Here is a 26,728-nt window from a genome sequence, read left to right as displayed (position 1 = left end):
GCGCTATTCAAGATTATCGCTCTACCTACAACGATACCCGCGACTGGTTGCGACGCGATAAAGAAGGTCAGGACAAAGATAAGTCAACGGTAGACTGGGACGATGTGGTCTTTGAAATTGATTTGCTCAAATCGCAAGAAATCAACCTCGATTACATTCTTGAACTGATTTTTGATCACAATAAGAAGAACAAGAGCAAAGAAGGCTTGATTGAAGAAGTTCGTCGTATGATCCGCGGTAGCCTTGGCAATAGAGCGAAAGAGAGCTTGGTGGTTGATTTTATTAACCAGACAAACCTAGATGAGATCAATGACAAAGCCAGCATTATCGACGCCTTCTTCAAGTTCGCCCAAGCGGAGCAGAAGCGCGAAGCCGATGCCATCATTGCCTCTGAAAAGCTCAATATCGATGCTGCCAAACGTTATATTGCGTCATCACTCAAACGTGAGTACGCCTCTGAAAATGGCACTGCACTTAATGAGGCGCTGCCCAAACTTAGCCCATTGAACCCACAGTACCGAACCCAGAAGCAAACGGTTTTTCAGAAAATTGCCGCTTTTGTTGAAAAATTCAAAGGTGTGGGTGGGCAGATATAAGTGTTATTACGTGCTGTTCAGGAAGGAAGTTAAATAGCACAAGCGTCTGAAATTTATTGGTTTCTAGGCTGGTTGTCTTTTACGTGGAAGGTGAATTAAAAAATGGAAAATGAAAACATAGTAAGGTTTTTGTCATCAGACATAAAAAGGAACTCCGCGTCTTCGAAGAGAGAGCCAATCGAAATTGATCTTTCTAATGATGACTTAGATGACGAGCTGGCCACATTTTTTCGTTTTATCAATAAAGTTTTAGATACTGATAATTTAGTCATACTGGCTGGCTCAGGCACGTCTTTAACATTTAATAAGCCTTCTCAGCAGAATAAAGCGCCTATCGCTCCAAGTATGTGGCACCTTTGGGACTATTGTAAAAAAGCAGATGAGAATCTTTTTCAATTGGTTTTGAGGGCAACAAATTATGATGCCCTTCAAAAACATCGTGAAGCAAACGGAGATGCAAAGCCAGACATTGAACTATTATTGTCTCTTTGCGATTCCTCTTTAGCCGTTGGGAACCTTTCAAATCAAAGAACTAATCAAGTAAGTAAGTTCCTTGAGCAAGCCAAAAACATAATTTTAGCTAAAACTACCTTTACTGAATCGATCCCTGAATCAGACTGGGTTAGTCATGATAAATTTATGCGTGCAGTAGGTAGAAGGAGTGCTCAGCAACAACGACTTAAACTATTCACGACTAATTATGACTTGGCTTTTGAGCACGCTGCATCAAATACTGGTTTTGTTGTTATTGATGGTTTTGAGTTTTCTAACCCCTCTTTTTTTAATCCTATGTGGTTCAAGTATGACATAGTGAACCGTGGGCACTCTAAGAGCAGTGAAGGCGCATACATATCCAATGTGGTTCAGCTATATAAGATGCATGGCTCTGTGGACTGGAGAAAATTTAACGGCAGAGTTAGAAAGCTAGGTGCTGATAGCAAAATTGGTGAACCTGTTTTTATCTATCCAAGCAGTAGCAAATATCAGACATCTTATGATTCTCCTTACTTAGATATGATGACTTCTTTTTTGGAAGTAGTTAAACAACCAAAAACGGCTGTACTGTGCCTAGGTTTTGGTTTTAATGATAAGCATATAAATAATGCGCTGACTATGGCGCTTAGGACTAACCCTGAGTTTATGCTGATGGTTGCAACGAAAGACCCATTCAGTGTAACGGGTTCATTCAATGATGAAATTAGGAATCTGCTAATGGCAGCTATTGACCATGGGGATGGTAGAATCGCGATAATGGATTCAACGTTTAAACAGTTTTCTAGTCTGCTACCTGAACGAAGATCAACAACTCCCGAGGACGAACTCTTCAAAGCATTTGAAAAAATCACTGCGAGTATTAAATAAGGGAGACTATTCATGGAGCGGAAAAAGTGGTTTTCCCCTTACGATCCAACAAGACGGATTGGTAGCGTCATTAGCGTATCTGCAACCGAGCTTATCATTAACTTATCTAAAGCGGGATCTGGTGAGCCCAGTTGGTCATTCGGAAATCGAATAGCCGCTGGTGAAGTAAATGAATTTGTATTCATCGACATAGGTGAAACAGCGATACTTGGGCGCTTAGTGAAAGTGTGGATTGAGGGTGGAGAGAGATTAAGTGTTGACGGTTTGGCGGATAAACCATCCGAAAATCACCCAATTGGACTGGTTCAATTATTAGTGAGTTTGAACCCAGCTAATGGTCGTAACTACAAAGGAATTAAACAGCATCCGAGATTAGGTAGCCAAATATATTCAGCTCACCCGTATCTGGTAGCAATAATCGCTGAAGGTAAACAAGATGAGGAGCCTGGCCAAATCCATTTACCGTTAGCTTCCCTTCCGCATGATGAATCCGTAACTGTTCACGTTACCCCTGAGAAATTGTTTTCACGCCATTGCGCTATTTTAGGAGCAACAGGTGGCGGAAAAAGTTACTCGATGACAAACATCATCGAGCAAGTGATTAAGGCCGGAGGAAAAGCAATTATTATTGACCCCACGGGGGAATATGAGTCACTTGGCTGTGATAGTTACTATGTTGGGAATCATGCAAAAGCAACTCCATTTAATCAGTTAACTTTTCCACATTGGCAGTTTACAGACTCAGATATTAGAGCCTTTTTAAGGCCTTCAGCGCAAAGCCAAGCGCCTAAACTGGAGGCAGCTATCGAGAGTCAGAAAATAGTGTGGCAATTTTGGCAGAAACAAAATCATGGCCTTGATTTCAATGCAAATTATCTTTTGAACAAGTCTGGTCAAGCAAAGGCTCCTTACGAAGCTGCTCTATTATCTATGAATAGCTCTATCCAGACAGCTCCATGGATGTTTAAAAACATTGCTGACCAGATTGTAAACGAGTGTGTGTGGCCCAATGGCGGTAATGCTAATAATCCTAACCCCACTATTTGGGGCGGTAGAGCTGATAATGATGTTGGCCACTGTTTAAACCTGATAGCTCGGATTAAAGCCTATTCAAACAACCCCAATTTAAAATGGATGATTGACCCGGATGATAAATTAAAGACATTACCTAATCTTATTGATGATTTCTGTTCGCCAATAAGTAGCAATAATGTGCTGAGATTAGATCTTTCTGAAGTTCCATTTGAAGCAAACTCAAGAGAAATACTTGTTAATGCCATTGGTAGAAAGTTGTTATCTGTAGCCAGGCAAGGTGCAATAAACCATGGTGCACCTCTATTAGTATTTATTGATGAAGCTCATCAATTTCTCAATAAGCGCATCGGAGAAGAAACGAACAGATTTGAGTTGGATGCCTTTGGGAATATTGCTAAAGAAGGTAGAAAGTATGGTTTAAATACCATCATTGCTACTCAGCGCCCACGTGACATTCCTGAAGATGTTTTAAGTCAGATAGGTACACTTATTGTTCATAGGTTGACCAATCAGCTGGACCAAGAAATTGTAAAAAAGGCTGTTGGCGCTATTGATCAACGTTCAGCATCTTTTCTCCCTGTCTTGGGTCAAGGAGAAGCGTTGTTGTTAGGAGTCGATTTCCCATTTCCTATGACTGTGAAAATGAAACGTCCTGCAAATGCGCCAACTTCGAAAAGCGCTGGCTTTTCTAAAAGTTGGAAACCGGAAGTATAGGAAAGCAATTAATTAGTTTCGATCTTTATTGTTTTATTTTTATTTTTATTGAGATTCTTGTCAGATTAGTTTTAAGCTTTATTGTTATATTTTTATGTCTATTGACATGTAACATTTAGGCATACACGAGAGAAAAGTTTCAAGCTTTAATGTCATCCAACAGCTGAGGTAGGAGAAGAATAAAGTCTCATACTTAGTATTAGTATCATACAAAAATGGCAGCGTTCACATCGGCACGCTGCCATTTCTAAAACGTTTATGCCCCCAAAATGAGCTGAGACCAACGTCGAAGTGGATAATAGAGTTGAAGATTTTAAAATACTTAATCTAATGGAAGGTAAGATCTTACTCCTACGGCTATTGATAGCATCAAGGTGGGAGGCTGTTCATTGCTTTACTGCAAAATTAATAGTTCAACTTGCGCCATATAGGTTCTTAATCGTCTCCCTCAACCATACGATTTTAGGATTCTGATTATTACGTTTGTGCCAAATCATAGTAAACGGAATCAGTAGTTTATGCTGACAATCTTCCGTAATCGGGATAGGCAACGCCAGCAAATTAGGGTGAAGTTGCTCGCAGTACCGCTGACAATACTTTGGTGCCGTAGTTAACATTTGATGGTCGGGCTTTTCGGCAACAAACAAAGCTTGTTCGAAACTCGCCATTGTTAATCTAACATTTCGGGTGTACCCCTGCTCAGCCAAGATCTCATCCAATGCCCAACTGTCATTTTTCTCCCATGTAACATTGATATGGGCATAGCTTAAGAAAGTATCTAAATTCCACTCTTGCTTGAGCGCTGGATGGTCTTTTCGGATATACACCATAGGCAGGTCGGAAAATAGAACTTCAAAATTGATGAAATATGGCAGCAGTTCTAGCGACTCCTTAGAGCGAGGATGGCTCTCACGCCCCGTAAAACCGATATCCACTTCACCGCGCGTAATCGCGTCTAATGAATCGTAATCCCAATTGTGATACTTCACTTTAGAATCGGGATACGTGTCATGAATTCGTTTAGTCAGTTCATCCACCATAATGAGTGACAATGGCGACTCGACGCCAAGGTGAAACTTCACACCACTCGGCGCATCATCACCGCGTCGCGATGCAATCTGATTACCGATTTGCATCCAGTCTGACAAGCTTTCTTGCATGCTCGTTGCAAGCGTTGTTGGTTTAAGTCCCAGCGGTGTGTTCACAAATAAAGGGTCGTCAAACCAATCACGTAATTTAGCCAGTGACTTACTCACCGATGAGGGGGTTACATTCAGTTTTTTCGCCGTTTTCGTGACACTTTGCTCTTGCAAGAGCAACTGCAGAGTGAGCAATAAATTGAGATCAAGTCGGGCAAGAGATTTCTTCATGAAGCTCACTAACGTTATGATTTGGAAATAATAATATTATAGAGAGTCCAATAACTCCACTAGCAACCAACGCTATCATTAACATCATCACGGCCGACACACCTAACGTTGCCATGAACCAAATGTAAAATGCAGACCAAGAAACCTGTCCTATGCCAAGCATAGAGCTTGCCAGTCCAGCTTTGCGAGAGAACTGATTTAACGCCTGACTCATCGCCACGCCAAATCCCATTGAAAAACTCATGCTGACCAAAATAAATCCTACCATATAGAGTGTCGAACTATCGCTATTCAAGTGAGCCGCAAGAATAACGATAGCCGACAGCAAACTGGAGATTTGTGCCGCGAACATTAATGTGGTTTGTTTGAAGTAAGACAGAGCAAATGGCACTGAAAACGATGTTGTCATACCTACTATCGCGAGTAGTGCCATTGCCGTTGAGTATTCACTTCGAGTAAAGCCAAGTAAATCCATTATGATCATTGGTGATGTATTTACATAAGAGAGAATCGCGGTGACGCCTAAAGAAGTATAAATAACGCGCGAGATAAAAAAGCGGTTACACAGAGATTCGTTCGAGCCTTCACTAACAACTAAAACGGTGCATTTGGCTTTCGGCAAGGTTTCTTTCAAGACAAAGCAAGCAATTAAACCTATCGCAACACCCATCATCGTCATGGCGGTGAATAACACGGGCCACGGAAACTTAATCATGATCAGATTACCGATAACAGGTGCTAGCACGGGAATAGAACAAGTTATGCCATTAAGCATAGAAAGCACTTTAGCGCGCTTTTGATCATCTAAGGTATCACGCAAAATAGCGAAGGCCACAACATAGCAACATGCCGCTCCAACGCCTTGGAAGAATCGCATAACTAGGAAGCTATCACTGGTTTCAGCTGAACCAGCCAGCGTCGAAGCAAGCGAGAAGATCACTGCCCCACACATGGCGACAGGTTTACGGCCAAAACGGTCAGCAACTCGTCCTACAAACACCATAGTAGAAGCCATACCCGCAAGATAAACAGAAAAGGCGATATGAAGTTGGGATTCACTTGCAGAAAGATCGTTGGCAATTTGTGGCAAGGCAACCAAATAGAGATCGATGGCAGTGGGATAGAGCAGCACAAAGGCAAAGCTGCATAGCAGATATCGGGATACATTAGCCGCAGGTTTCATGGTGGTCTCATAAGTGGTTGGGGTTACGAGGATAATATGAGACATATCTGAACTTGGCGCGTTACCTTTATGACAACAGGTATTTCCATTTACGACATTAGTAAATGAAATGTATGGGTATCTCAGGAGTTAACGTTGATAAGGCTCCTGTGAGCCTGTTTTTCATACATGCTTGATTTTTCCTTGAGCTACTACGCGATTGCTATAATCAACCTAATACGGGGTTGCTAATTTGTTAAAAATTCAAAAACACTTTTGCCCCAAAGTAATTCACTGTAAATACTCATGCACTGTCTATTATTACGACTTTTCCCTACCAGAAGTAATACGAAGTTACCAATCTAGGTGGTATTAAAGGTTACTATGAACAAGTGGGGGCGATTCGTTCGGGCTTGAAGTACCACTGTGGTGGGTATCATCAGTAGTTACAACTCTGAGAACAAAATAGTTCTAGGCATTAACTACTAGCTACGCTCGTCTTTTACTTCGCCATATGTACTTATTTCGAGAGAGTAGTGCTCTTTGTGAATAGCAAATCAAAGTCAGCCTTTTTTCATTGCTTTCATTGTTTTTGTGATGAGAGTCTCACATTTAACTCAACAAAATTGACTTGGCCATTTTACCTAAAGATCAAGTAATTTTTTTTTGTTTATGGTTACGAATAGACCGATCTAAAAACGGCAATTTATTGCAATCTTAGTAGCTCTAAGCTCATCGGTTAGTAGATACTTACTGTTTTTTTTAATTTTGTTAGTTATCCACAAGTCATCCAAGAACTGAAACTTGCAATGAATTTTCGATAGCACTATCTTGAACATGGCTCAACGCTAAACACAACATGTAGTATTCTTGTTGTGGGTAACTTTATTCACAGAGGAGAAATTATTGGTGGTACATTTATAAGCAAAACCCCTAAACCAAGCTAAGGCTTAGATTAGGGGAAAGAGTATTAATTTGGTTTCGGAGGAAACTAATAAGTATACAACTTTTTTGGGTAGTGTCTTAAAAGAGTATACACAGTTAGTCACCTCTGCAACCTGCGAATTCGTACAGTGTGATACAAGGAAACAGCTATGAACACTAAACAAACTACGAAACAGGTTGCCTCTCTAGCGGCAGCAACGTTGCAGAATCCATCTGCATCTAAGACGGCTAAATCACTGGCAGGTTCAGTGTTAGCTCAGTCTTCTTCACAGAAACAGACTGGTGGAGGTCTTGAAGAAAAGGCTTCAAAAGTCTTGAGAAGCAGTAAGTATAGTGATGACACCAAATCACTTGCTGGCTCAGTTCTATCACAGTCCAATAGAAAGAGATGAGGAATAACTTTATGTCAAGATGCACAGCACCAGTTAGAGGACATAGCTCAGCAGAAGCCGCTGCAAACTGTCCTGCATGTCGTTACAAAAGTCGTGGGTACAGTAGCTATTATAGTAGTTATAGCTCTCCATACTCATCTCATAGTTCGTTAAGTAGCAGCGGTAGTTATTCCAGCAAATCTAAACCTCGTTGGTCTAAATCTAGCTCTTCAGTGTCATATACTTCCGCTCAAATCGTAAATTTAACACCTATACGTGAAGCGGTTGAGTCTCGTGTAGCCATTCAGCCAGACTTACGTGATGTTTTTTTATGTCATGCATGGGCTGATCGTAAAGAGTCAGCGAAAGAGTTACATGATTTGCTCGAAACTGCGGGTGTTAAAGTTTGGTTTAGTGAAAAAGATCTTGGTTTGGGCGTGCCTATGATGCGCGCAATAGATAAAGGTTTAGCAAACTCTAAAGTTGGGCTTGTTTTGGTTACTCCCGCAATGTTAGAGCGTCTGCCAAAAGAGAGCGTTGCTGATAAAGAGCTGTCTGCATTACTAGCAGGCAATCAGATCGTACCTATCGTACACAATACAACTTATGAAGCTCTACGCAATGTGAGTCCTCTGCTTGCATCTAGATCTGGTTTAGACACTTCGGAAGACTCGATGTCAGTGATTGCAGAGAAGATAGCAGAGTTAGTTGACGTTTAACTCTCTATGCATATGTTGATAATTGGCGGCTTTTGTCGCCTTTTATTGTCATCCCTAAACCACCGCCTTGGGCGGTGGTGATTGAACCTTGGGGCTATTGCCCGAAGAAGTGCCCATGTTAGAAGTAAACCTCTTATTCACCATAAATAAGAGGAAACAAAAAACATGGGCGATTACAGAAGTTCATCACATGTCCAATTTTTGGGCAAGAGGTTACTTTGTTGATACGGTTGGCGTAAATGAAGAAATCATCAGACGGTGCGTCAGACACCAAGACAAGAAAGATCAAGAATATGAGGCGCAGTTAGAGTTGAAGATGAACTAACAGCGCGAGTATGCCCCCTTTCAGGGGGCTGTAAACCAAAGCCGCCTTCTAAGAAGGCGGATTTTTACTTGAGTTGATCCAGCAACTTCTGACACTGAATTTTCTATACTTGAAGTTATCCGTACTCTACTAATTTAGTTAAGTCGGTAACTCACTTCTGTCCAGAAACGTGCCAAGGCAGTGGATGATCAGCTTTGGATGATCAATTGTGATGCTCAAGACAATCAGTATGATACTTTATTTCTATCCTACAGTTGAGGTTGCGTAGTGTATTGGCTGATTTTCAACGGCTAATCACATTTCTGAACCGTCTACTCTATTGTTAACAATTTGACTCCGGTATAGTGCATTTCAAGCTCGAACGAGCGATTATCTGCGCTCGAAATGCAACAATTCACAGAGAGTTGATTGAAAATGAACACACTTTTTGCCCATCGTGGCATGTCATCGTTAGCCCCTGAAAATACCTTAGCTGCTTTTCGTCTTTGCCATACACATAAGGTGCAGTGGCTGGAATGTGATGTTGATATCCTTGGTGATGATACGATAGTGATTTCTCACGATGACACATTAGATCGTTGTACCAATCGCAGTGGTAGCCTGTATGGATTGAGTCAACAAGATCTAGCGAATATTGATGCTGGTGGATGGTTCTCTGATGCGTTTGCTGGTGAGCCGATCCCGACCTTTCGCCAATTTATTGAAATGCTCAATCAGCTAAAACTCGACGCTAATATTGAGATAAAATCCTGTACGGCAGGGTGGGAGAAAACGCTCAAATTAATTGAGGGCGTGATTGAGGGACTAAAACTGCTTGATAGTGACAGAAAAGTGATCATTTCGAGTTTTAATCATATTGCTCTTTATGAATTTAAACGGCGTGCGCCGCACTATCCGACCGCTTGTTTATTTACTAAAGAGACACTGTCGGAAGATTGGGAATCAATTTTACAGGCATGCCAAGCTGAATATATTCACCCAGAAAATGAAGGATTGTCTCGTGAGCAGGTTGCCGCTTTTAAAGCCAAAGGCTACAAAGTGAACGTTTATACCGTCAATAGCCTACTAAGAGCCAACCAATTATTTAACTGGGGCGTGGATGGTATCTTTACCGATATCGCTCAGACATTCCCTCGTTCATTCCTCTCTGCGACCAATTAGCTGCGCTAAATCGGTAGCTTGAGTGAAGCAAGTTATTGTCAGCAGAACAAAAAATCCCGTATTGATACGGGATTTTTTATAGAAACCATCAACGTTGATTGAGATTAATAACCAAGTTTCACTAGCGTTGCGGTAACGTCTTTTGCTGGACGTCCAGTTAACGCTTCGACGGCGAGATTAGGACGGTTAGTGAAAAAGCCGGTCACTCCCCGATCGCGATAGCGGATAAGATCTTCAGCATCATCTAAGGTGTAAATATGGGTAACTAGCCCTTTTTGCTGATTCATCTCTATCATCCAAGGTTTAGCGAGATCCATATAGCTAAAATTACTCGACCACGAGTCAGCAAAGTTGGCTTGAGTCCCTGATGGGCCAACGCCAATTGCGCCATTGTCTTTAGCAAAATCTATCCATTCTTCATAAGCCGATTTTGATGCGACTTGCACTCGTGCGTAGTAAGCCGCCCAGCTTTCATCATCTTGTTTCGGCTCTGTAGGCTTCATATCGATATAACCGTCGCCAGTCCATAGCAGAAGGACTTTAGGGATGTTCGGCATTTCCGCTTGCAGTTGAACTAAGCTCTCTTTTTCAAAGGTTTGCAAAATAACCTTACCTTTCATTTCCTTATCTAGCCAGCCGTGCTGTTGCAAGTTCGCTCTCAGATCCGCTTCGATACCTGGAAACAGTTCAGGTAATTTGGTTTCGATATAAAGGCCAGGTTGGTGTGAGCAATTCTCAGCAACCTCTCTGACTTGATCTAAGGTCATTAATTGCAAGCCACGATAACTTTCTCTTGCGCGTTCTGGATAGGCGTTATTGAACCAAGATCCGGCATCTAATTTTTCTAATTCAGCCCAAGTAAAACTGCTTACTGGACTATCGGCTCGCTCTGGGTAAATCTCCGCAATATTGGTTTTATTGCGCAAATTATTATCATGTACAGCAATTAAAACGCCGTCTTTACTGCGTTGTAGATCGACTTCAAGATAGTCTGCCCCAAATTCACAGGCTAATTGATAAGCCGGTAAAGTCGCTTCTGGTGCGTTATAAGAGTCGCCACGATGAGCAATAATCGCGTTGTCTGGAATAGAAAGCGGTGCTGACAGTGTCGATGATGTGCTTGAGCAGCCTGATAATGAGAGTGCGCCAATAACGCCTAATGTGCTGTAGAGAAATGGTGCTGTCAGGCTCGTTAATGCGCTACGAGTGGTGTGGTGCTGCGAAGAAAGATTCAACGTAATACTCCTTTTAGTTGAATGAGGCTAGATAATATAGTTTTGGTGTATGTTTTGGCTTGTTTTTTAACATAAATAGAGCAAATATTCAAAATTGTCGCAAGTCAGTAAGCGCAAGTTAGGTCATCTGCTTTTTGAACATGAACAAGACTTTTAGCTTTACGTCTTTTCGCGCTATGATTGAAGTGTGTTGTTTATCGTAGCTTGGTGATGATGAGTCAGAGTCCCCGTAATTTTAGTCGCCGTGATCTTTTTCGTGGTTTAGTTGCCAGAGGTAAGGCCGCTTATCATGAGGTGGATGATCAGCCGAAACGCACCATACCTCGTCCACCGGGGGCATTAGCAGAGGCAACGTTCAGGCAGTTATGTGATGGCTGTGGTCTGTGTGTTGAAGCGTGCCCAAGCTCCGTTATCCAGTTAACAGGCCAGTGGCCTGAGTTATGTCTAGATTACAATCATTGCCAATTGTGCACTCAGTGCGCGCAAGTGTGTCCAACCGGGGCGCTGCTGCCTGCCACGAAAACTGAGCTTTTACCGACCTTTGCTTATCAGTGTCATAATCGTTTATTGGGTTATTGTGAATTGTGTATTGAGCAGTGCCCAACTCAAGCGATTCAGTGCGAGCCGAATCAACAACCCGTAGTGAATGAAGGCTTATGTAATGGGTGTGGTCAATGCCGTCCGATTTGTCCTGCTAATGCGATTGAGTGGCAATTTCGCAAATCAACAGAAAACTAATGATAACTATTATTGTTACTATTTGATAGTAAATGTTTAAAAGTGTAACCACTAATTACATTTTCATTGATAGTGATCATAGGGAAGATCATGCAAGGTTTGGATAATAGGCCGATACATTGGAGGGTCTATGTCCACATCAATAATCAAAAAACTATTTACGCGCCGTGAGTTTATACAAAGCTCTGCGGTTGCTTCTGGCGCAGCGATTGCTGCCAGTTCGATCAGCTTGCCATTTAATGCGCTGGCTGCACCAACACCATCATCCTCGCTGAGCCCAGAACAGATCCGTTATAGCGCTTGTTTAGTGAACTGTGGCAGTCGTTGCCCATTTAAAGTTCATGTGCGCGATGGTGTAGCCGTTAAGATCTCTCCAGAAGATGGGGTCAATGAAGCTATTTTTGGTCAGCATCAAATTCGCCCTTGTTTACGGGGGCGCTCAGCTCGTTTTCGTACCTATAACCCTGACCGTTTAAAGTACCCAATGAAGCGGGTCGGTGAACGTGGTGAAGGTAAATTCAAGCGCATCAGTTGGGATGAAGCCACCACCATTGTGGCTGAGCAATTGCAACGAGTGATCAACACTTATGGTAATGAAGCCATTTACTATCAATATGGTAGTGGAACGACAGGGGCGAATTTACAAGGCCGTAATACGTGTAAGCGCCTGCTTAATTTAGCTGGTGGCTTCTTAGACATGCACAATACCTATTCAGAAGCTCAACTTAACCGTATTCAGCCGTTTGTTTTTGGACAAGCAGGGAATATTTACGGCACTGAGCAACAAACGCTTTTTGCTGAGATCAAAAATTCCGACTTAGTGGTGATGTTTGGCCAAAACTTGGCAGAAACACGCATGTCTGGTGGCGGACAAATTGCGGAAATTTATCATGCTCTCGAACAAAGCGGCGCTAAGGTTATTTTGATTGATCCTCGCCGCACCGACAGCGTGACGGCATTTAATGCCGAATGGTTACCGATTCGCCCGGGAACCGATGCGGCGTTAGTCGCGGCAATTGGCCATACCTTAATCAAAGAAAATCTGCTTGATGAGGCCATGCTTAACCAATATACGGTCGGTTGGAGTGAAGAAACTTTGCCTGCCAGTGCGCCAGCGAACTCATCATATAAAGCTTATATTCTCGGTCTTGGGGAAGACAAGATTGAAAAAACGCCAGAATGGGCGGAAGCATTGACCGAAATTCCCGCGCAACGTATTCGTCAGTTGGCTCGTGAAATTGCTAGCGCTAAAGCAGCGTGGATCTCTCAAGGTTGGGGAGTGCAACGCACACAAAACGGTGAGCATGCTGCGCGCGCGATCATGATGCTGCCGATTATGACCGGGCAGTTTGGTCGTCCTGGAACCAATATTGGTACTTGGGGAGGCAGTGTCAATTATCCACTAGCGGGTCTGGCGATACCAAACCCAGTCAAAGTGTCGATTCCATGTTTTAGCTGGGTCGATGCGATCACGCGCGGCACCGAGATGACACCAGAAAAAGATTACATCAAAGGTCGTGATCGTTTAACGACCAATGTGAAGTTTTTATGGAATTACGCGTCCAATATCACCGCTAATCAGCATTCGGATCTTAACCAAGTCGATAAAGTGCTGCGTGATGAGTCTTTGTGTGAATTTATTCTGGTATGGGATAACCACATGACAGCCAGCGCTAAATATGCCGACTTATTACTGCCCGATGTTTCAACCTTAGAATCCGATGAGTTAATTAATAACTCTTATCAATCAGGCTCTTATCATTATTTGGTTCGCTTACAAAAAGCGATTGAACCGATGTGGGAAAATCGGCCGACTTACGATGTCTTGGCGGAAATCGCCGATAAGATGGGTTTGAAAGAGGCGTTTACCGAAGGTCGCACCTACCAAGAGTGGATTGAACACGCTTATAACCAAGTGCGTAAACAAGAACCGCATTTGCCTCCATTTGAGCAAACCGATGGTATGGGCGTGATTGATCGCCGGATCGCTGATAGCAGTAAACATATTGCGTTAAAAGATTTCCGTGATGATCCACAGCAACATCCGCTGAAAACGCCATCAGGAAAAATTGAGATTTATTCAGAGCAATTGGCTGAATTGGCGACTCAATGGCAATTACTGCCCGGAGATAAAATTTCGGCGATTCCAGAATACTGGCCAGCCGTTGAAGGTATCGAAGATAAACCGATGCTGAATAAATATCCGTTGCAATTGACAGGGTTTCATACCAAAGGTCATTGCCACTCAACGTATTCGTCCGTTGCTCAATTGAAAGAAGTTGCGCCGGATGTTTTGTGGATCAACCCCATCGATGCTCAAGCGAGAGGTATCCACAATGATGACTTTGTCGAAGTCTTCAATGACAGAGGAAGAGTGCGAATTAAAGCGAAGGTATCACCACGCATTATGCCCGGTGTAACGGCGATGCCAGAGGGCGCATGGGCGCAGACCAATAAACAAGGTGTTGATGTTGGTGGCTGTATCAACCGACTAACCTCGCTACGGCCAACGGCGTTAGCTAAAGGTAACCCACAACACACCAATTTGGTCGACGTTAAGCGCGTCTGAGGAGATTTTTAAATGAAACAATATGGCTTTTTTGTCGACTCATCCAAATGTACTGGCTGCAAAACGTGCCAAATCAGTTGTAAAGATGAGAAGGCGCAAGAGGTAGGCCCAAAATATCGCCGAGTATACGAGTATGGTGGTGGTGAGTGGCAGAAAGTAGGCAATGCTTGGCAGCAAAATACCTTCAACTACTACTTATCCATCTCCTGTAATCACTGTGCTGAACCAACGTGTGTGAAAGGTTGCCCGACAGGAGCGATGCATAAACGGAAACAAGATGGTTTAGTGGTGGTTGATCAAGATAAATGCATTGGTTGTCGCTATTGTGAAATGCGTTGTCCTTATGGTGCGCCGCAGTTTGATGAACAAAAGAAAGTGATGTCGAAGTGCGATGGTTGCTATGAGCGAGTGGCTCAAGGTTTAAAACCCGTGTGTGTCGAGTCTTGTCCACAGCGCGCGCTTGATTTTGATGAGATAGCCACATTACGCGCCAAATATGGCGATACCAATGCGGTCGCACCCTTACCGGATCCGCAACTGACCAAACCCAGTTTAGTGATTAAAGCACACGCGGATGCCCGTATGACTGGTGATAAAACCGGTGCTGTTCAAAACCCTTCAGAGGTATAAACGATGCATGAATTACCTTTAGTCTTTTTCACGGTTTTAGGCCAAACCGCGGTTGGTATGATGTTATTGGCTTTTATTGCTGGTCTTGTTGGACAAATTACCAATGCTCAGCGTCATAAAATCAACCTGGTTGCCGTAATTTTATTTGCTGTAGGCATGGCGATTGGTGGCTTACATATGGGACAACCTCAGCGTGCGTTTAATTTGCTGTTTGGTTTATTCCGTTCACCGATGAGTAATGAAATTGTTTTAAGTGGCCTCTATTTTGGTTGTGCTTTTTTAACGGTGGCACTCAGTGCTCCTCGCCTGCGCGATATACTGAAAAGCAAGTTTAACGTTACTGTTACCGATACATTGCACCAATGGTTGAATGGGATTGCCGTACTATTAGGCCTAGCTTTTGCTTGGTCGATTACGCAGGTTTATCAATTGGCCACCGTCCCGGCTTGGAATAGCCATTATACGTCGCTGCATTTGTGGCTAACTGTTGCTATCTCTGGTGGGATGTGTGCTTTAGCACTCGGTGCTAAACGACTCGGTGCGTTAGCGGTCATCGTGGGAGCGGCGATTTCGTTTGCAACTCGTACCGGTTATATGGCGTTTTTAACCGAGCAAGTACCGCATTTAGTGAATGCACAAACGATGTTTTGGTACACGTATTTGTTCGCGATGACCATCGCGCTGGTACTTGCTTTGTGGGTCTTACTGAAAAAACAAGCCGTTAAACCTTTGCTTTTTAGCGGTGCGGCACTGATGATCCTTGGCGAGCTGGCTTCACGTATTACCTTTTATAACTTATGGTGGATAACCATGTAGTGGCGGTTGGGAGGATACTTTGAGCGTATTCTTCTCCTAAACAGTGTGTACCGTTCAGCCTGTGAGAGCAGCGACTTTAAGCGAATTCGCTGGGAGTTGGCTCACGGGCTGAGTACTTTTTAAAACAGAAAGGAAAGCCAATGTTAGCCATTGTTCCTCGAATCCTTGGTAGTTTATTTTACTATTCACCGCAGAGCGAGCCTGCGCAGTATGCGTTACACGATCTGCCTCAATTAGCTCATTATTTCTCTTGGAGCGATCCTAAGGTTATCGAAACCGTGTGCCATCATCTACCAGAGCCACAACCTGAGCGCTTTAGCGTACTATTCGAAGGGCTAGGGGATATGCCCGCTCCGCCTTGGGGATCGGTATACTTAGATCATGAGCATATCGTGATGGGTGAAAGTACCTTGGCTTATCGTCAATTTCTCCAGCGTCATGGTTTAGCGGTGCAACTCGCCCGTCAGGAACCAGAAGATCAATTTGGATTAATGTTATTAGCCCTTGCTCATTTTCTCGAACAAGGTCAAGAATCTGCGGTTATCGAGCTATTAACGGATCATCTTTTTCCGTGGGCGACGCTCTATTTACAACGTTTAAAATCCGCCTGTGATGAAGATGATTTTTATTATTCTTTAGCAGTATTAGCGGAATATTTTTTAGCAGAATTATCGAGTGATAATTCCGAGTAATTGCACAATATGGCCTGTAAATATGGCTATTTATTGACTGCGTTTAATTATTTTAAAATGACACATTAATTTTGTTTAACTTACTGTTTTAAAATGAATTTCATTGTTGTTGATGCTTGTTTTTATGACGATGATTTTTATTGAGTTGATAGTGTCATTCGCAGTGAGAGTCAAAATGTTATATGATGAGGAGGTTTTTTTTTCAATAAGAACTAATAAAGCAGGAGGCTTTATGATTGATAAGTTAGAGAAATCTAACTCGACTGTGCTTATTCCGGTTTTTATTCCGGCGGTAATTGTCATAGCACTAATGGTAGTAGGAACCATATCAAATCCTAGTCTAGCTGGTGAGGTTTTTTCGACGACGTTAGCTTATATAACCGAAACCTTTGGTTGGTTCTATATGTTAGCGGTCGCCTTATTTTTGATTTTTATTGTCTCATTAGCTTTTACGCGCTGGGGAAATATAAAACTTGGCCCCGATCATGCTGAGCCTGAATATAGCTTTCCAGCTTGGTTTGCGATGCTCTTTTCCGCAGGATACGGTATTGCTTTACTTTTCTTTGGTGTCGCAGAACCGGTATTGCATTATGCCTCGCCACCAACAGGCAGCGGAGAAACTATTGAAGCGGCTAAACAAGCTATGCAAATTGCCTATTTCCACTGGGGATTTCATATCTGGGCCATTTATGGTTTGGTTGGTTTGTGTTTAGCTTATTTTGCTTTTCGGCATGGTTTGCCGTTATCAATGCGCTCAACATTATATCCTTTGATTGGTGAGCGAATTCATGGCCCCATTGGTCATATTGTCGATATATTCGCGATTCTCGGCACCTTATTTGGTATTGCTACGACATTAGGTTTATCGGTTGCTCAAATTAACGCAGGGGTTAACTATTTATGGCCAAGCGTCGAAGTGGGTGTGCCTTTCCAAATTAGTGCGATTGCGGTGATTACTTGCTTAGCTCTATTTTCAGTGCTCGCAGGTATGGATAAAGGTGTTAAGCGTTTATCGATTATTAATATGCTGTTAGCGATCAGTTTGATGCTCTTCGTATTTATCGTTGGACCCACAATATTTATCTTAGAAACCTTTTTAGAAAATACGGGAAGTTATTTAAGTAATATTGTTGAACGAACATTTAGTCTGCAAGCTTATGAATCAAGCGACTGGATTGGTAACTGGACGCTGTTTATTTTTGGCTGGACGATAGCTTGGGCACCCTTTGTTGGGCTATTTATTGCCAAAATAAGTCGCGGCCGAACGATTCGACAATTTGTGGTCGGGGTTATGTTGGTACCGTCGATCTTTACCTTCCTTTGGTTCTCTATTTTTGGTGACACCGCCCTGCATCTGATTATGGTTGAAGGTTATACCTCACTCATTACCGATGTGCAGGCCGATCATGCTGTCGCGCTCTTTCAGTTGTTTGAGCTTCTGCCTCTCTCTTCCGTGGTTTCCTTTATTACGGTATTGCTGATCATCACCTTCTTTGTCACTTCATCAGATTCAGGCTCATTAGTGATTGATTCATTAGCATCGGGCGGTGCAATGCATACTCCAGTCTGGCAGCGTACATTCTGGGTGGTGACTCAAGGACTGGTTGCTTCGGTGTTACTGCTTGCGGGGGGACTCAGCGCCTTACAAACCGCCTCGATCGTTAGTGCCTTACCGTTTGCCATTATCATGTTAATTGGTGGTATTGGCATGTGGCGAGCGTTAGTGATTGAAGGGCATCATGAGACCAGTTTACAGCACGATATGAAGTTACCTGTGCATCTACAAGGCAAAACCAATTGGAAAAAGCGACTATCGCACCTTATTGATTTCCCGGCTAAAACTAGTGTGGAGAAATTCATCGAGCAGACCGGACTGGCTGCTATGAACACCGTTAAGCAGGAGCTTGAACATAAAGGTTGGCAAGCAAAAGTGACCTTTGATGATCTCAATACTCGCTGCATTATTGATGTTGAGAAAGCGGGCGAAGTGGAGTTTATTTATGAGATTCGTCTGCGTGCTTATGAGATGCCCGAGTTTGCTTCCGAGCAAGAGAAACAAACCGATGATGATTACTATTATCGAGCGGAAGTGTTTCTTCGTCGGGGAGGTCAAGCTTACGATGTTTATGGTTATGAAGAGCGCGATATCATCAATGATATTTTGGATCAATTTGAGAAGTATCTGCACTTTTTACATATTTCACCGGGGAGTTTGCCTTGGCGAATGGAAGAGCATGATGATGATTTACAAAGCGAAGATCCCACTACGGCAACGTCATCGGTTTAATATTGGCTTCGTGAGCTGAGAATCTAAGGACGCACTTGCCGTCTACCTGCAACGCCAAGTTGTTTGGGTATAGCAAAGTAATCAAAAAATCAGGCACGCTGCTTTGATGGGCGTGCCTGATTTTTACTCTGAATGATGCCGCGTTAAATAGCGATGAGCGGCTTCAACCCCCATATAACGGGCGAGCGTTCGTACCGGGACTTGACGTAAATCGACCATAATTAACCCATCTAATGAGTCGTTAAAATCAGGATCGACGTTAAAGCAAACCAAACGGCCATTTAAGCCTAAATATTGGCGCAATAAAACAGGGATGCTTTTGCCATCATCAATACGCGCGATCACTCGTGATAAAAGCTGCAGGTCTGCTAGGGCTGACAGTAAGCTGGCATTCCATAGCTGATAGGTACTCGATAGTGGGTGACTGGCACTGACTAAATTGGCCTGTTCTTGATCGTAATAGTGCAGTGTCATGGTATCGGCGAGTAATTGACGTGCAAGTTCACTGTAATCACTGCTGATGCTGACTGGGCCAAAAAGGTGTGTGTATTCAGGGTGGCGATCAATATAGGTCGCAATGCCTTTCCAGAGCAGCAGTAATGGCGCGACGCTTTTTTGATAAGCACTATCGACCACCGAACGCCCCATCTCAATAGATTTACCCATATTATCGATAAAACGCTGATCGTAATGAAACAAAGTGCGTGTGTATAAGCCATGCATACCGTGTCGCTCGACTAATTTATCGACCAATCCGAGACGATAAGCGCCAACTAACGCATGTTCTGTCCGATCCCAAATAAAAAGATGCAGGTAATCGCGATCAAAGTGATCAATATCTAAGGCAAGTCCAGTTCCTTCACCGACGTGGCGAAAATTCAACTCTCTGACTCGACCAATCTCATGCAAGATTGCCGGAATTTGCTCGGCACTGGCACAATATACGCTAAAGTGTTGATGATCCAATAAATGACATTCTTGAGGTAGAGTATCAATATCTTGTTGTAACATCTCGTCGCTCAGCCTTTCAACGACAGGTGGCAGGCTTCTATCTTGCTGCGTTTTATCGCGAGTTATCCAGCGCTGATTTTGTAATAAATAGGTGTTTAAGCGTAAATAATTAACCAGTTGTTGATCATCTAAGGTGGCGATTTCTGAGCAAGCAATGGTTTCTCCTATCGCTATTTCGATACAACTTTGCTGTTTGTTGAGTAGCTCTCTACCCAGTAAGAGTGTGCGAAGTAATGGATGTATCTTCCCAGCCATATAAAATCGTTTTGAGTTTTGGCCATCAATATAGATTGGTAAGACGGTCGCTTGATGTTTTTTCACTAAACGGCTGACTGATTGGCTCCACTCTTTATCCTCGACTCGCTGCGGTTTATTGTCTACCCACTGTGAGACTTCCCCAGCAGGAAACATCAATAAAACACCCCCATTGGCAAGATGCTGATGAGCTTGACGTAAGGCTGATAGATTGGCATGACTGGCATTCTCGCGGGCAAATACATCGATACCAATAAACAGCTCATCGATCTCTGGCACCGTTTTTAAATAGTGATTGGCGAGAATTTTGACGTCATTACGAACCGATAGCAGCAGTTCAGCAAGGATAATGCCTTCAACACATCCGAGAGGATGATTAGCGACGACAATGGTCGTGCCCGTTGTTGGTATTTGTGATACGCAGCCCTTAGTGACGCGATAATCAATTCCTAATATCTCTAAGGTAAAACGTAAAAATTCCGCGCTGGAGCATTGTGCGGGACGCTGATGATAAAATTTATCGAGTTGACTTAATCCTGTTGCCCATTCTGCAAAGTGTTCAGCCAGTCCAAAAGGGGTTTTACGGGGTAATTTAAAAGGGCTCGTAGATAGCATAACGTCCTCACAAACTGTGATCTTGACGTTATGCTAAGTGGGGTTTGTGTCAGCGAGGCGGCATTGTGATGAAGTTTTTATGGCGAAAGATTAAGCGGTTAAAGCCAGTCTTAGCGCAAACATCACAAACAGTGAGCCAATAAAAGTATTGGATAGCGTCGCTAGTTTTTTATGTTGTTTGACTTTATTCGTGATCCCAAAACCAGCAAAAATCAGTAACGAGAGATACAGCATGCTACACAGCTGCAAAATTGCGCCCAAAACTAAAAACGATAAACCGGTACTTTGCGCATTAAAATCAATAAATTGAATAAAAAATGAGACATAAAAAATAATCATTTTAGGGTTGAGGATACTCAGTCCTAACGCTTTAAAATAGATCCCTTTACTGCTTTGAACTGATTTCACCTCAGGCTGAGACTCTTTAACTCGTAAGCTCTGAGTAATGGTTTTTATACCGAGATAAAGTAGGTAAGCCGCCCCCAAATATTGAATGGCATGAAACAAGGCCGGTGAGTTTTTGACCACGGTAGCCACGCCCAAAAAGGCTAAAAAAATCAGCAGTGCATCACCAGTAAAGACGCCCATTGCCGCTTTATATCCGCCACGCACACCATACTTTGCGCTAGCCGTTAGCACGAAGATAGAATTTGGCCCTGGAACAATAACAATTAAAAAAACGCCGACCAAATAGGCCCAAAGGTTAACGATGCCAATGCTTTCCAACATATGATTCTTACCCAATAATATCAATCAAAGTACGCGGCTATACCCAAACGACTTAAAGTTGTAGCGGTGTTGGCTGCGCGTTCGTTCATCCCAAGCACATCGTGTATCGATGTTCATGGCGTTTTATGCACTTGCCGTTTTCTCTTCACTCTAAGAGGCTTTGGTATATAACCATTTAATAAAAATAGATTTTATTTTTCAAAAGGCCCTGAAGGAGTGACTAGGTTCCCTTGGATATGGCTCATTTCTAGGTCATTTTCGTGTATCATAACGCGCTTTTAAAAATTTGGAATATGTGACTGTTTGATTTGTCATTATTGGTGTTTTTATCTGGTTTTTTGTTTTTTAATTGAAATTAAAGTCCGATTATTGATTTTATTTTGAATTTTAATTTCAATAATTGGCCTTGATTTGGTGGTCGTTTGTTTTGTGAAGCATTCTTCGTTTTAAATGCTGACTAACCTTTACTTCTCAGTTTTTTATCCTGTTGGAATCCATTATTGAGTGAATGAGTGTGATGATGATAAGTAAGTTTTTTATCGTAGCCAAACGTTAAAGCAACCATGTAACAGCAATCTATTTCTCTCTTTCTTGTATTTATTTAGTTTATGTAGTGCAGGATATTAGCCTTTCTAATGTTTGATTAATATTATGAATTAAACTTATTTTATTTCACCGTATATTCTTCACGTTTGTAGGTAGTAGATAAGGTTAGAAAATGTCAGCAATTAGCGAGTTAGAGGTATTACTAAAGTCGATGTCACCACAGATCATCGAGGGCAATTACGTATTTTGTACCGTGAAGGGGCCGTTATCTGAGTATTGGCACCTAGATCCAATCGCAACATGTCGAGAGCAAGAGGGCTTAACTTTAGTGTTATTAGAGCAACAAGCCAAAGCCGCCCAACTCAAGTTTGATAGCGTTTTTAGCTTAATCACACTTACCGTGCATTCTAGTTTGGAGGCGGTAGGTTTAACCGCTGCGTTCGCGACTAAGTTAGCGTCTTATGGGATCAGTGCTAATGTGATTGCTGGTTATTATCATGATCATATTTTTGTGCAAAGCACTCTGGCTGAAAAGGCGCTACAGGCTTTGCAAGAATTTACTCAGCAAACAGATAATGAGAACACACAATGAAAGCACATCAACCAGTAGCACTAAAGCTCACCACTTTATCGGGGCGAAGAGTAACTTATTACCGAAAGGTCTCAGAATTGGCACAAGCTCTTGAATCTGGCGCAAAGCCTTTCTCTCTTGCGGTTATCAATAAGAATAATCACCGCTCTCATCGGTAATGATACAGAGTACTAAAAAGTAGCTTGAGTGAGAAAGAGAAGAGTGCATGCTCGGGGCTTACCTGACCCAAAATCGTCAGGTACAAAAAAAGGTTAGTAAACACTACGCTTACTAACCTTCTAAAATTTGGTGGCCCCTCGCAGACTTGAACTGCGGACCAATCGATTATGAGTCGACTGCTCTAACCACTGAGCTAAGGGGCCGATAGGTGTGTGATTATAGGGGAAGGCTGGGTGTCTGTCTAGCCGGAAAATAGGGTAATAGCGCTTAGTTTTTATTCACTTAGCATTTGGGGTAATAAAAAAGGCGAGCATTTGCTCACCTTTTAAACACGTTGGTTTTTAGTTATTCATCAAGGAAGCTGCGCAGAGTTTCTGAGCGGCTTGGGTGACGAAGTTTACGCAGTGCTTTGGCTTCGATTTGACGAATACGTTCGCGAGTAACATCGAACTGTTTGCCCACTTCTTCAAGAGTGTGGTCTGTATTCATATCAATACCAAAACGCATCCGTAACACTTTAGCTTCACGTGGTGTTAAGCCAGCCAGAACGTCTCTTGTTGCGGCTCTTAGGCTCGTTGCCGTGGCTGAGTCTAGAGGCAGTTCAAGCGTAGTATCTTCAATAAAATCACCTAGATGTGAATCTTCATCATCACCTATTGGCGTTTCCATTGAGATTGGCTCTTTGGCGATTTTGAGCACTTTGCGAATTTTATCTTCCGGCATTTGCATGCGTTCCGCTAATTCTTCAGGCAGAGGCTCACGACCCATCTCTTGCAGCATCTGGCGCGAAATTCGGTTCAGTTTATTGATCGTTTCGATCATGTGAACTGGAATACGAATGGTGCGCGCTTGATCAGCAATAGAACGGGTGATGGCTTGGCGAATCCACCACGTTGCATAGGTTGAGAACTTATAACCACGGCGATATTCAAATTTATCTACCGCTTTCATTAGGCCAATGTTACCTTCTTGGATCAGATCCAAAAATTGTAGACCACGGTTGGTGTATTTCTTGGCAATAGAAATAACCAAACGTAGGTTGGCTTCTACCATCTCTTTTTTCGCTCGGCGAGCTTTCGCTTCACCAATTGACATGCGACGGCTAATGTCTTTGATGCGGTTCACATCAAGTGAGGTTTCTTGTTCGATAATACGCAGCTTTTGAATAGAACGACGGATCATTTCTTCATTGGCGCGAATTTTTTCAACGTAAGGCTTATCGGTCGCAAGGACTTGATCTAGCCATGCTTCGCTCGATTCATTACCAGTAAATAGGGCGATGAATGACTTTTTCGGCATTTTAGCGACTTCGACCACGGTCTTCATGATCAAGCGTTCTTGAGTACGAACACGTTCCATTGAGTTACGCAGTGTGGTGACTAAATGATCAAACTGCTTAGGCGTTAGACGAAACTCGCGGAAGATATCCAGTACTAACTCAGAAGCTTGCTGAGTTGTTGAGCTGTCATTACCGTGTTCGTTGATCGCTAACTGTAAGTTTTGATATTTATTACGTAACTCAGTGAATTTTTCTAGTGCCAGTTCAGGATCGATACCAGTATCTTCTTCGGCATCGTCGGTGCTGTCACCATCTTCGTCTTCATCTTCGTCTTCATCGATGTCTTTACTGTCTTCGTCATCGAGATCAGCACCAGTCAGCTCAGAGCCGATGTGCGTCGCGGTTGGCGCAGTAGTTTCATCTTCATTCGGGTCAACAAAACCGGAAATCAGATCGGTTAGGCGTAACTCTTCTGCTTGAACTTTATCGAACTGCTCAAGAATATAAGGAATCGTACCGGGATATTCAGCAACGGCGCTTTGAACTTGGTTAATACCTTCTTCAATGCGTTTAGCGATATCAATTTCACCTTCACGAGTTAGCAGCTCTACGGTTCCCATTTCACGCATATACATGCGTACAGGATCGGTAGTTCGACCAATCTCGCTTTCTACGCTTGAAAGCGCTGCGGCAGCGGCTTCAGCGGCATCTTCATCAGTGATCGTGTTATCGTCGCTTAAAGCGAGATCATCGGCATCAGGAGCAGTTTCTACTACCTTAATACCCATGTCGTTGATCATCTGAATAATATCTTCCACTTGCTCAGAATCGACGATCTCAGCAGGTAGGTGGTCATTAACTTCGGCGTAGGTCAGATAGCCTTGTTCCTTGCCCTTGATGACAAGTAATTTTAGCTGTGACTGCGGATTTTGATCCATAGACGGTATCCAACTTCGTATCTGGTGAAAGAATAGTGTGCGAAATGCAAACCATGTATATTAACAAATTTATTCGTTGCTGACTATTTAAACTGGGTTACGCTTTCAATTCTAGCATTAATGCTATGAGCTCCCTTTTTTCATCGGTTGATAAACCGACGCTTCTTTCTTTCGCCTGCAAGTTTTCAATTTGTTTTTCTACACACTGGGCAAGAATTTTGTCCAATGAGTCTAAAAATAGTTCTTCTTGGTTGTCTTCGACAAGGGGGATTTCCCAACTTGCCAGACGAGACAGCAGTGCTTCATGTTCATTATTACGCCAATGCTCAAGCAATTGACCGGTAGTGATATGGGGGTGTTGCTGACAATTTTCAACCACATTGACCAGCAAACTTAAACCGGGAATGGCTAAGTGTTTGACACTCGACAATTCCGGCACCATTTCAGCATAGCTCGGATTTTGCACAAGCAAAGCGATAACTTCACGCATTGGGGTGCGTTTTAGCTCTTTGTGCGGTTGTGGTCGCTCGCTTGTTGGTTGAGTGCGACGTTGTTTTCCATGGCTCATAAAGCCCGTGAGTTTATCGAGCTTTTCATCCAACTCTTGTTGAAAGCCAATATCTGGGATTTTATTAATCAACTCATTCGCTAAGGTGCGTAGGGTTGATTTTCCTTCTACGGTACCTAAGTTGAGTTTGTGGGTCTCAATCAGGTTTTCAAAAAGATAACTCGAGAGCGGTTTTGCACTCTGTACGGCTTGTTCAAAATTTTCTTTACCGTGCTTTCTGATGTAGCTGTCAGGATCCTCACCATCGGGCAAGAAAAGAAACTTAAGAATATTGCCACTTTTAAGATAGCTTAGCGCATTTTCTAAAGCTCGCCAGGCCGCTTCTCTGCCGGCTCGGTCACCATCATAGCAACAGACAACGGTATTGGTTTGACGAAACAGCAGTTGTAAGTGGTCGCCAGTGGTCGCGGTACCCAGTGAGGCAACCGCATAATCAACACCATATTGGGCTAAAGCGACCACATCCATATAGCCCTCAACGACCAGTATCTGTACTGGATCGCGATGAGCTTGCATCACTTCATACAGGCCGTAAAGCTCTTTGCCTTTATGGAATATCGGCGTTTCTGGCGAGTTAAGGTATTTAGGTGTGCCATTGCCAATCACTCGACCACCAAAGCCAATCACGCGACCCCGGCGATCTCTAATCGGAAACATGACTCGACCACGAAAACGGTCGTAGCGTTTGCCACTCTCGTTCTCTATCAGCATTCCACCCGTCACCAGCATCTCTTGAGTTTGTGGATGCTGGCCAAAATTACGGCGTACTAAGTCCCACTCGTCAGGTACGTAACCAATGCCAAACTGTTGTGCTATATCACCGGATAAGCCTCGATCTTTGAGATACTCGATTGCGCCTCGCCCGGCTGGGGTTTTTAATTGCTGACGATAAAACTGTGCGATGTTACTTAGTAAATCATACAGTGTGCGTTTTTCATCGCTATTAACGCGCGGTGTTGAATTTGAGGCTGACTGACTGTTGTTGTAGCGCTCTTCACGTGGAACCTCTAATCCTAGATAAGAAGCAAGTTCTTCAATGGCTTCAGGGAATTCCAGTCGCTCGTATTCCATAAGGAAATCAATCGCGTTGCCATGCACACCACAACCAAAGCAGTGATAAAACTGCTTTTCTTGACTGACGCTAAACGAAGGGGTTTTCTCATTATGAAATGGGCAGCAAGCGCCGTAGTTTTTGCCCTTTTTTTTAAGTTTTACACGTGCGTCGATGATGTCGACAATATCGAGTCGAGCAAGGAGATCATCAATGAAACTACGAGGAATTTGTCCTGCCATACAACCTAAAAGAAAG

Annotated in this window: 19 protein-coding genes, 1 tRNA gene and 2 pseudogenes; 14 read left to right on the top strand and 8 right to left on the bottom strand. The window is 43.0% G+C overall.

The window, feature by feature from the left end; genetic code table 11:
* The 3 genes and pseudogenes from FKQ60_RS11415 to FKQ60_RS11405 form a co-directional block, all read left to right on the top strand.
* Positions 1-596, top strand: a pseudogene (locus tag FKQ60_RS11415) (type I restriction endonuclease subunit R); the annotation flags it as partial.
* A gap of 102 nt (positions 597-698) precedes the next feature.
* The gene (locus tag FKQ60_RS11410) at positions 699-1,958 is read left to right on the top strand and encodes an SIR2 family protein (protein WP_170906531.1); all 1,260 of its coding nucleotides are present in this window, start codon (positions 699-701) and stop codon (positions 1,956-1,958) included.
* Between the two features lie 12 nt (positions 1,959-1,970).
* Entirely contained in the window at positions 1,971-3,707 is a 1,737-nt protein-coding gene (locus FKQ60_RS11405) for an ATP-binding protein (RefSeq protein WP_170906530.1), read from the top strand.
* A 413-nt stretch (positions 3,708-4,120) separates the two neighbouring features.
* Here the strand turns inward: FKQ60_RS11405 and yidZ are convergent, their stop codons facing one another.
* The gene (yidZ, locus tag FKQ60_RS11400) at positions 4,121-5,077 is read right to left on the bottom strand and encodes an HTH-type transcriptional regulator YidZ (RefSeq protein ID WP_170906529.1); all 957 of its coding nucleotides are present in this window, start codon (positions 5,075-5,077) and stop codon (positions 4,121-4,123) included.
* Entirely contained in the window at positions 5,052-6,260 is a 1,209-nt protein-coding gene (locus FKQ60_RS11395; protein WP_170906533.1) for an MFS transporter, read from the bottom strand. The genes yidZ and FKQ60_RS11395 overlap by 26 nt, the downstream gene beginning before the upstream one ends.
* 1,073 nt (positions 6,261-7,333) lie before the next feature.
* Here FKQ60_RS11395 and FKQ60_RS11390 point away from each other — a divergent pair.
* The 4 genes and pseudogenes from FKQ60_RS11390 to FKQ60_RS11375 all read left to right on the top strand — a co-directional run bounded on the left by FKQ60_RS11390 (position 7,334) and on the right by FKQ60_RS11375 (position 9,760).
* Positions 7,334-7,576, top strand: coding sequence for a hypothetical protein (locus tag FKQ60_RS11390; protein ID WP_031814118.1), 243 nt, complete (start codon positions 7,334-7,336; stop codon positions 7,574-7,576).
* Between the two features lie 212 nt (positions 7,577-7,788).
* A complete protein-coding gene (locus FKQ60_RS11385) occupies positions 7,789-8,274 on the top strand; it encodes a toll/interleukin-1 receptor domain-containing protein (RefSeq protein WP_228764204.1) in 486 nt (161 codons plus the stop codon).
* A gap of 193 nt (positions 8,275-8,467) precedes the next feature.
* A pseudogene (locus FKQ60_RS11380) lies at positions 8,468-8,599 on the top strand (IS200/IS605 family transposase); the annotation flags it as partial.
* A gap of 414 nt (positions 8,600-9,013) precedes the next feature.
* Positions 9,014-9,760 carry a glycerophosphoryl diester phosphodiesterase gene (locus FKQ60_RS11375; protein WP_170906527.1) on the top strand — a complete coding sequence of 249 codons (747 nt, stop codon included), beginning with the start codon at positions 9,014-9,016 and terminating at the stop codon, positions 9,758-9,760.
* Between the two features lie 104 nt (positions 9,761-9,864).
* Here the strand turns inward: FKQ60_RS11375 and FKQ60_RS11370 are convergent, their stop codons facing one another.
* Entirely contained in the window at positions 9,865-10,995 is a 1,131-nt protein-coding gene (locus tag FKQ60_RS11370) for a glycerophosphodiester phosphodiesterase (protein WP_170906526.1), read from the bottom strand.
* 213 nt (positions 10,996-11,208) lie between these two features.
* Here FKQ60_RS11370 and FKQ60_RS11365 point away from each other — a divergent pair, with 213 nt between their 5' ends.
* The 6 genes from FKQ60_RS11365 (at position 11,209) to FKQ60_RS11340 (ending at position 18,727) form a co-directional block, all read left to right on the top strand.
* Complete coding sequence (locus FKQ60_RS11365; protein ID WP_170906525.1) at positions 11,209-11,733, top strand: 4Fe-4S binding protein; 525 nt, start codon at positions 11,209-11,211, stop codon at positions 11,731-11,733.
* Between the two features lie 130 nt (positions 11,734-11,863).
* A complete protein-coding gene (locus tag FKQ60_RS11360; RefSeq protein ID WP_154169186.1) occupies positions 11,864-14,302 on the top strand; it encodes a DMSO/selenate family reductase complex A subunit in 2,439 nt (812 codons plus the stop codon).
* Between the two features lie 12 nt (positions 14,303-14,314).
* On the top strand, positions 14,315-14,932 hold the full coding sequence (locus FKQ60_RS11355; RefSeq protein WP_040904699.1) for a DMSO/selenate family reductase complex B subunit: 618 nt from the start codon (positions 14,315-14,317) through the stop codon (positions 14,930-14,932).
* A gap of 3 nt (positions 14,933-14,935) precedes the next feature.
* A complete protein-coding gene (locus FKQ60_RS11350; RefSeq protein ID WP_170906524.1) occupies positions 14,936-15,748 on the top strand; it encodes a DmsC/YnfH family molybdoenzyme membrane anchor subunit in 813 nt (270 codons plus the stop codon).
* A gap of 140 nt (positions 15,749-15,888) precedes the next feature.
* Positions 15,889-16,440, top strand: coding sequence for a molecular chaperone TorD family protein (locus FKQ60_RS11345; RefSeq protein WP_170906523.1), 552 nt, complete (start codon positions 15,889-15,891; stop codon positions 16,438-16,440).
* Positions 16,441-16,672: 232 nt separating this feature from the next.
* Complete coding sequence (locus FKQ60_RS11340; protein ID WP_170904573.1) at positions 16,673-18,727, top strand: BCCT family transporter; 2,055 nt, start codon at positions 16,673-16,675, stop codon at positions 18,725-18,727.
* A 123-nt stretch (positions 18,728-18,850) separates the two neighbouring features.
* On the opposite strand, the gene FKQ60_RS11335 is transcribed toward FKQ60_RS11340, so the two are convergent.
* Both FKQ60_RS11335 and leuE read right to left on the bottom strand, forming a co-directional pair.
* Entirely contained in the window at positions 18,851-20,608 is a 1,758-nt protein-coding gene (locus tag FKQ60_RS11335) for a lysophospholipid acyltransferase family protein (RefSeq protein WP_161425705.1), read from the bottom strand.
* A gap of 90 nt (positions 20,609-20,698) precedes the next feature.
* Positions 20,699-21,337 carry a leucine efflux protein LeuE gene (leuE, locus tag FKQ60_RS11330; protein ID WP_004396014.1) on the bottom strand — a complete coding sequence of 213 codons (639 nt, stop codon included), beginning with the start codon at positions 21,335-21,337 and terminating at the stop codon, positions 20,699-20,701.
* Between the two features lie 718 nt (positions 21,338-22,055).
* On the opposite strand from leuE, the gene FKQ60_RS11325 reads away from it, so the two are divergent.
* Entirely contained in the window at positions 22,056-22,475 is a 420-nt protein-coding gene (locus FKQ60_RS11325) for an ACT domain-containing protein (protein ID WP_158144281.1), read from the top strand.
* 286 nt (positions 22,476-22,761) lie between these two features.
* On the opposite strand, the gene FKQ60_RS11320 is transcribed toward FKQ60_RS11325, so the two are convergent.
* The 3 genes from FKQ60_RS11320 to dnaG form a co-directional block, all read right to left on the bottom strand.
* Positions 22,762-22,837: transfer RNA gene (locus tag FKQ60_RS11320), tRNA-Ile, on the bottom strand.
* 142 nt (positions 22,838-22,979) lie between these two features.
* On the bottom strand, positions 22,980-24,851 hold the full coding sequence (rpoD, locus tag FKQ60_RS11315; RefSeq protein ID WP_115152688.1) for an RNA polymerase sigma factor RpoD: 1,872 nt from the start codon (positions 24,849-24,851) through the stop codon (positions 22,980-22,982).
* Between the two features lie 97 nt (positions 24,852-24,948).
* Complete coding sequence (gene dnaG, locus FKQ60_RS11310; RefSeq protein WP_170904572.1) at positions 24,949-26,712, bottom strand: DNA primase; 1,764 nt, start codon at positions 26,710-26,712, stop codon at positions 24,949-24,951.
* Positions 26,713-26,728 lie beyond the last annotated feature (16 nt).

It is taken from the genome of Vibrio sp. A11, assembly GCF_013048705.1.
Lineage (GTDB): Bacteria > Pseudomonadota > Gammaproteobacteria > Enterobacterales > Vibrionaceae > Vibrio > Vibrio metschnikovii.
This window is presented reverse-complemented; position numbering and strand designations above follow the sequence as displayed.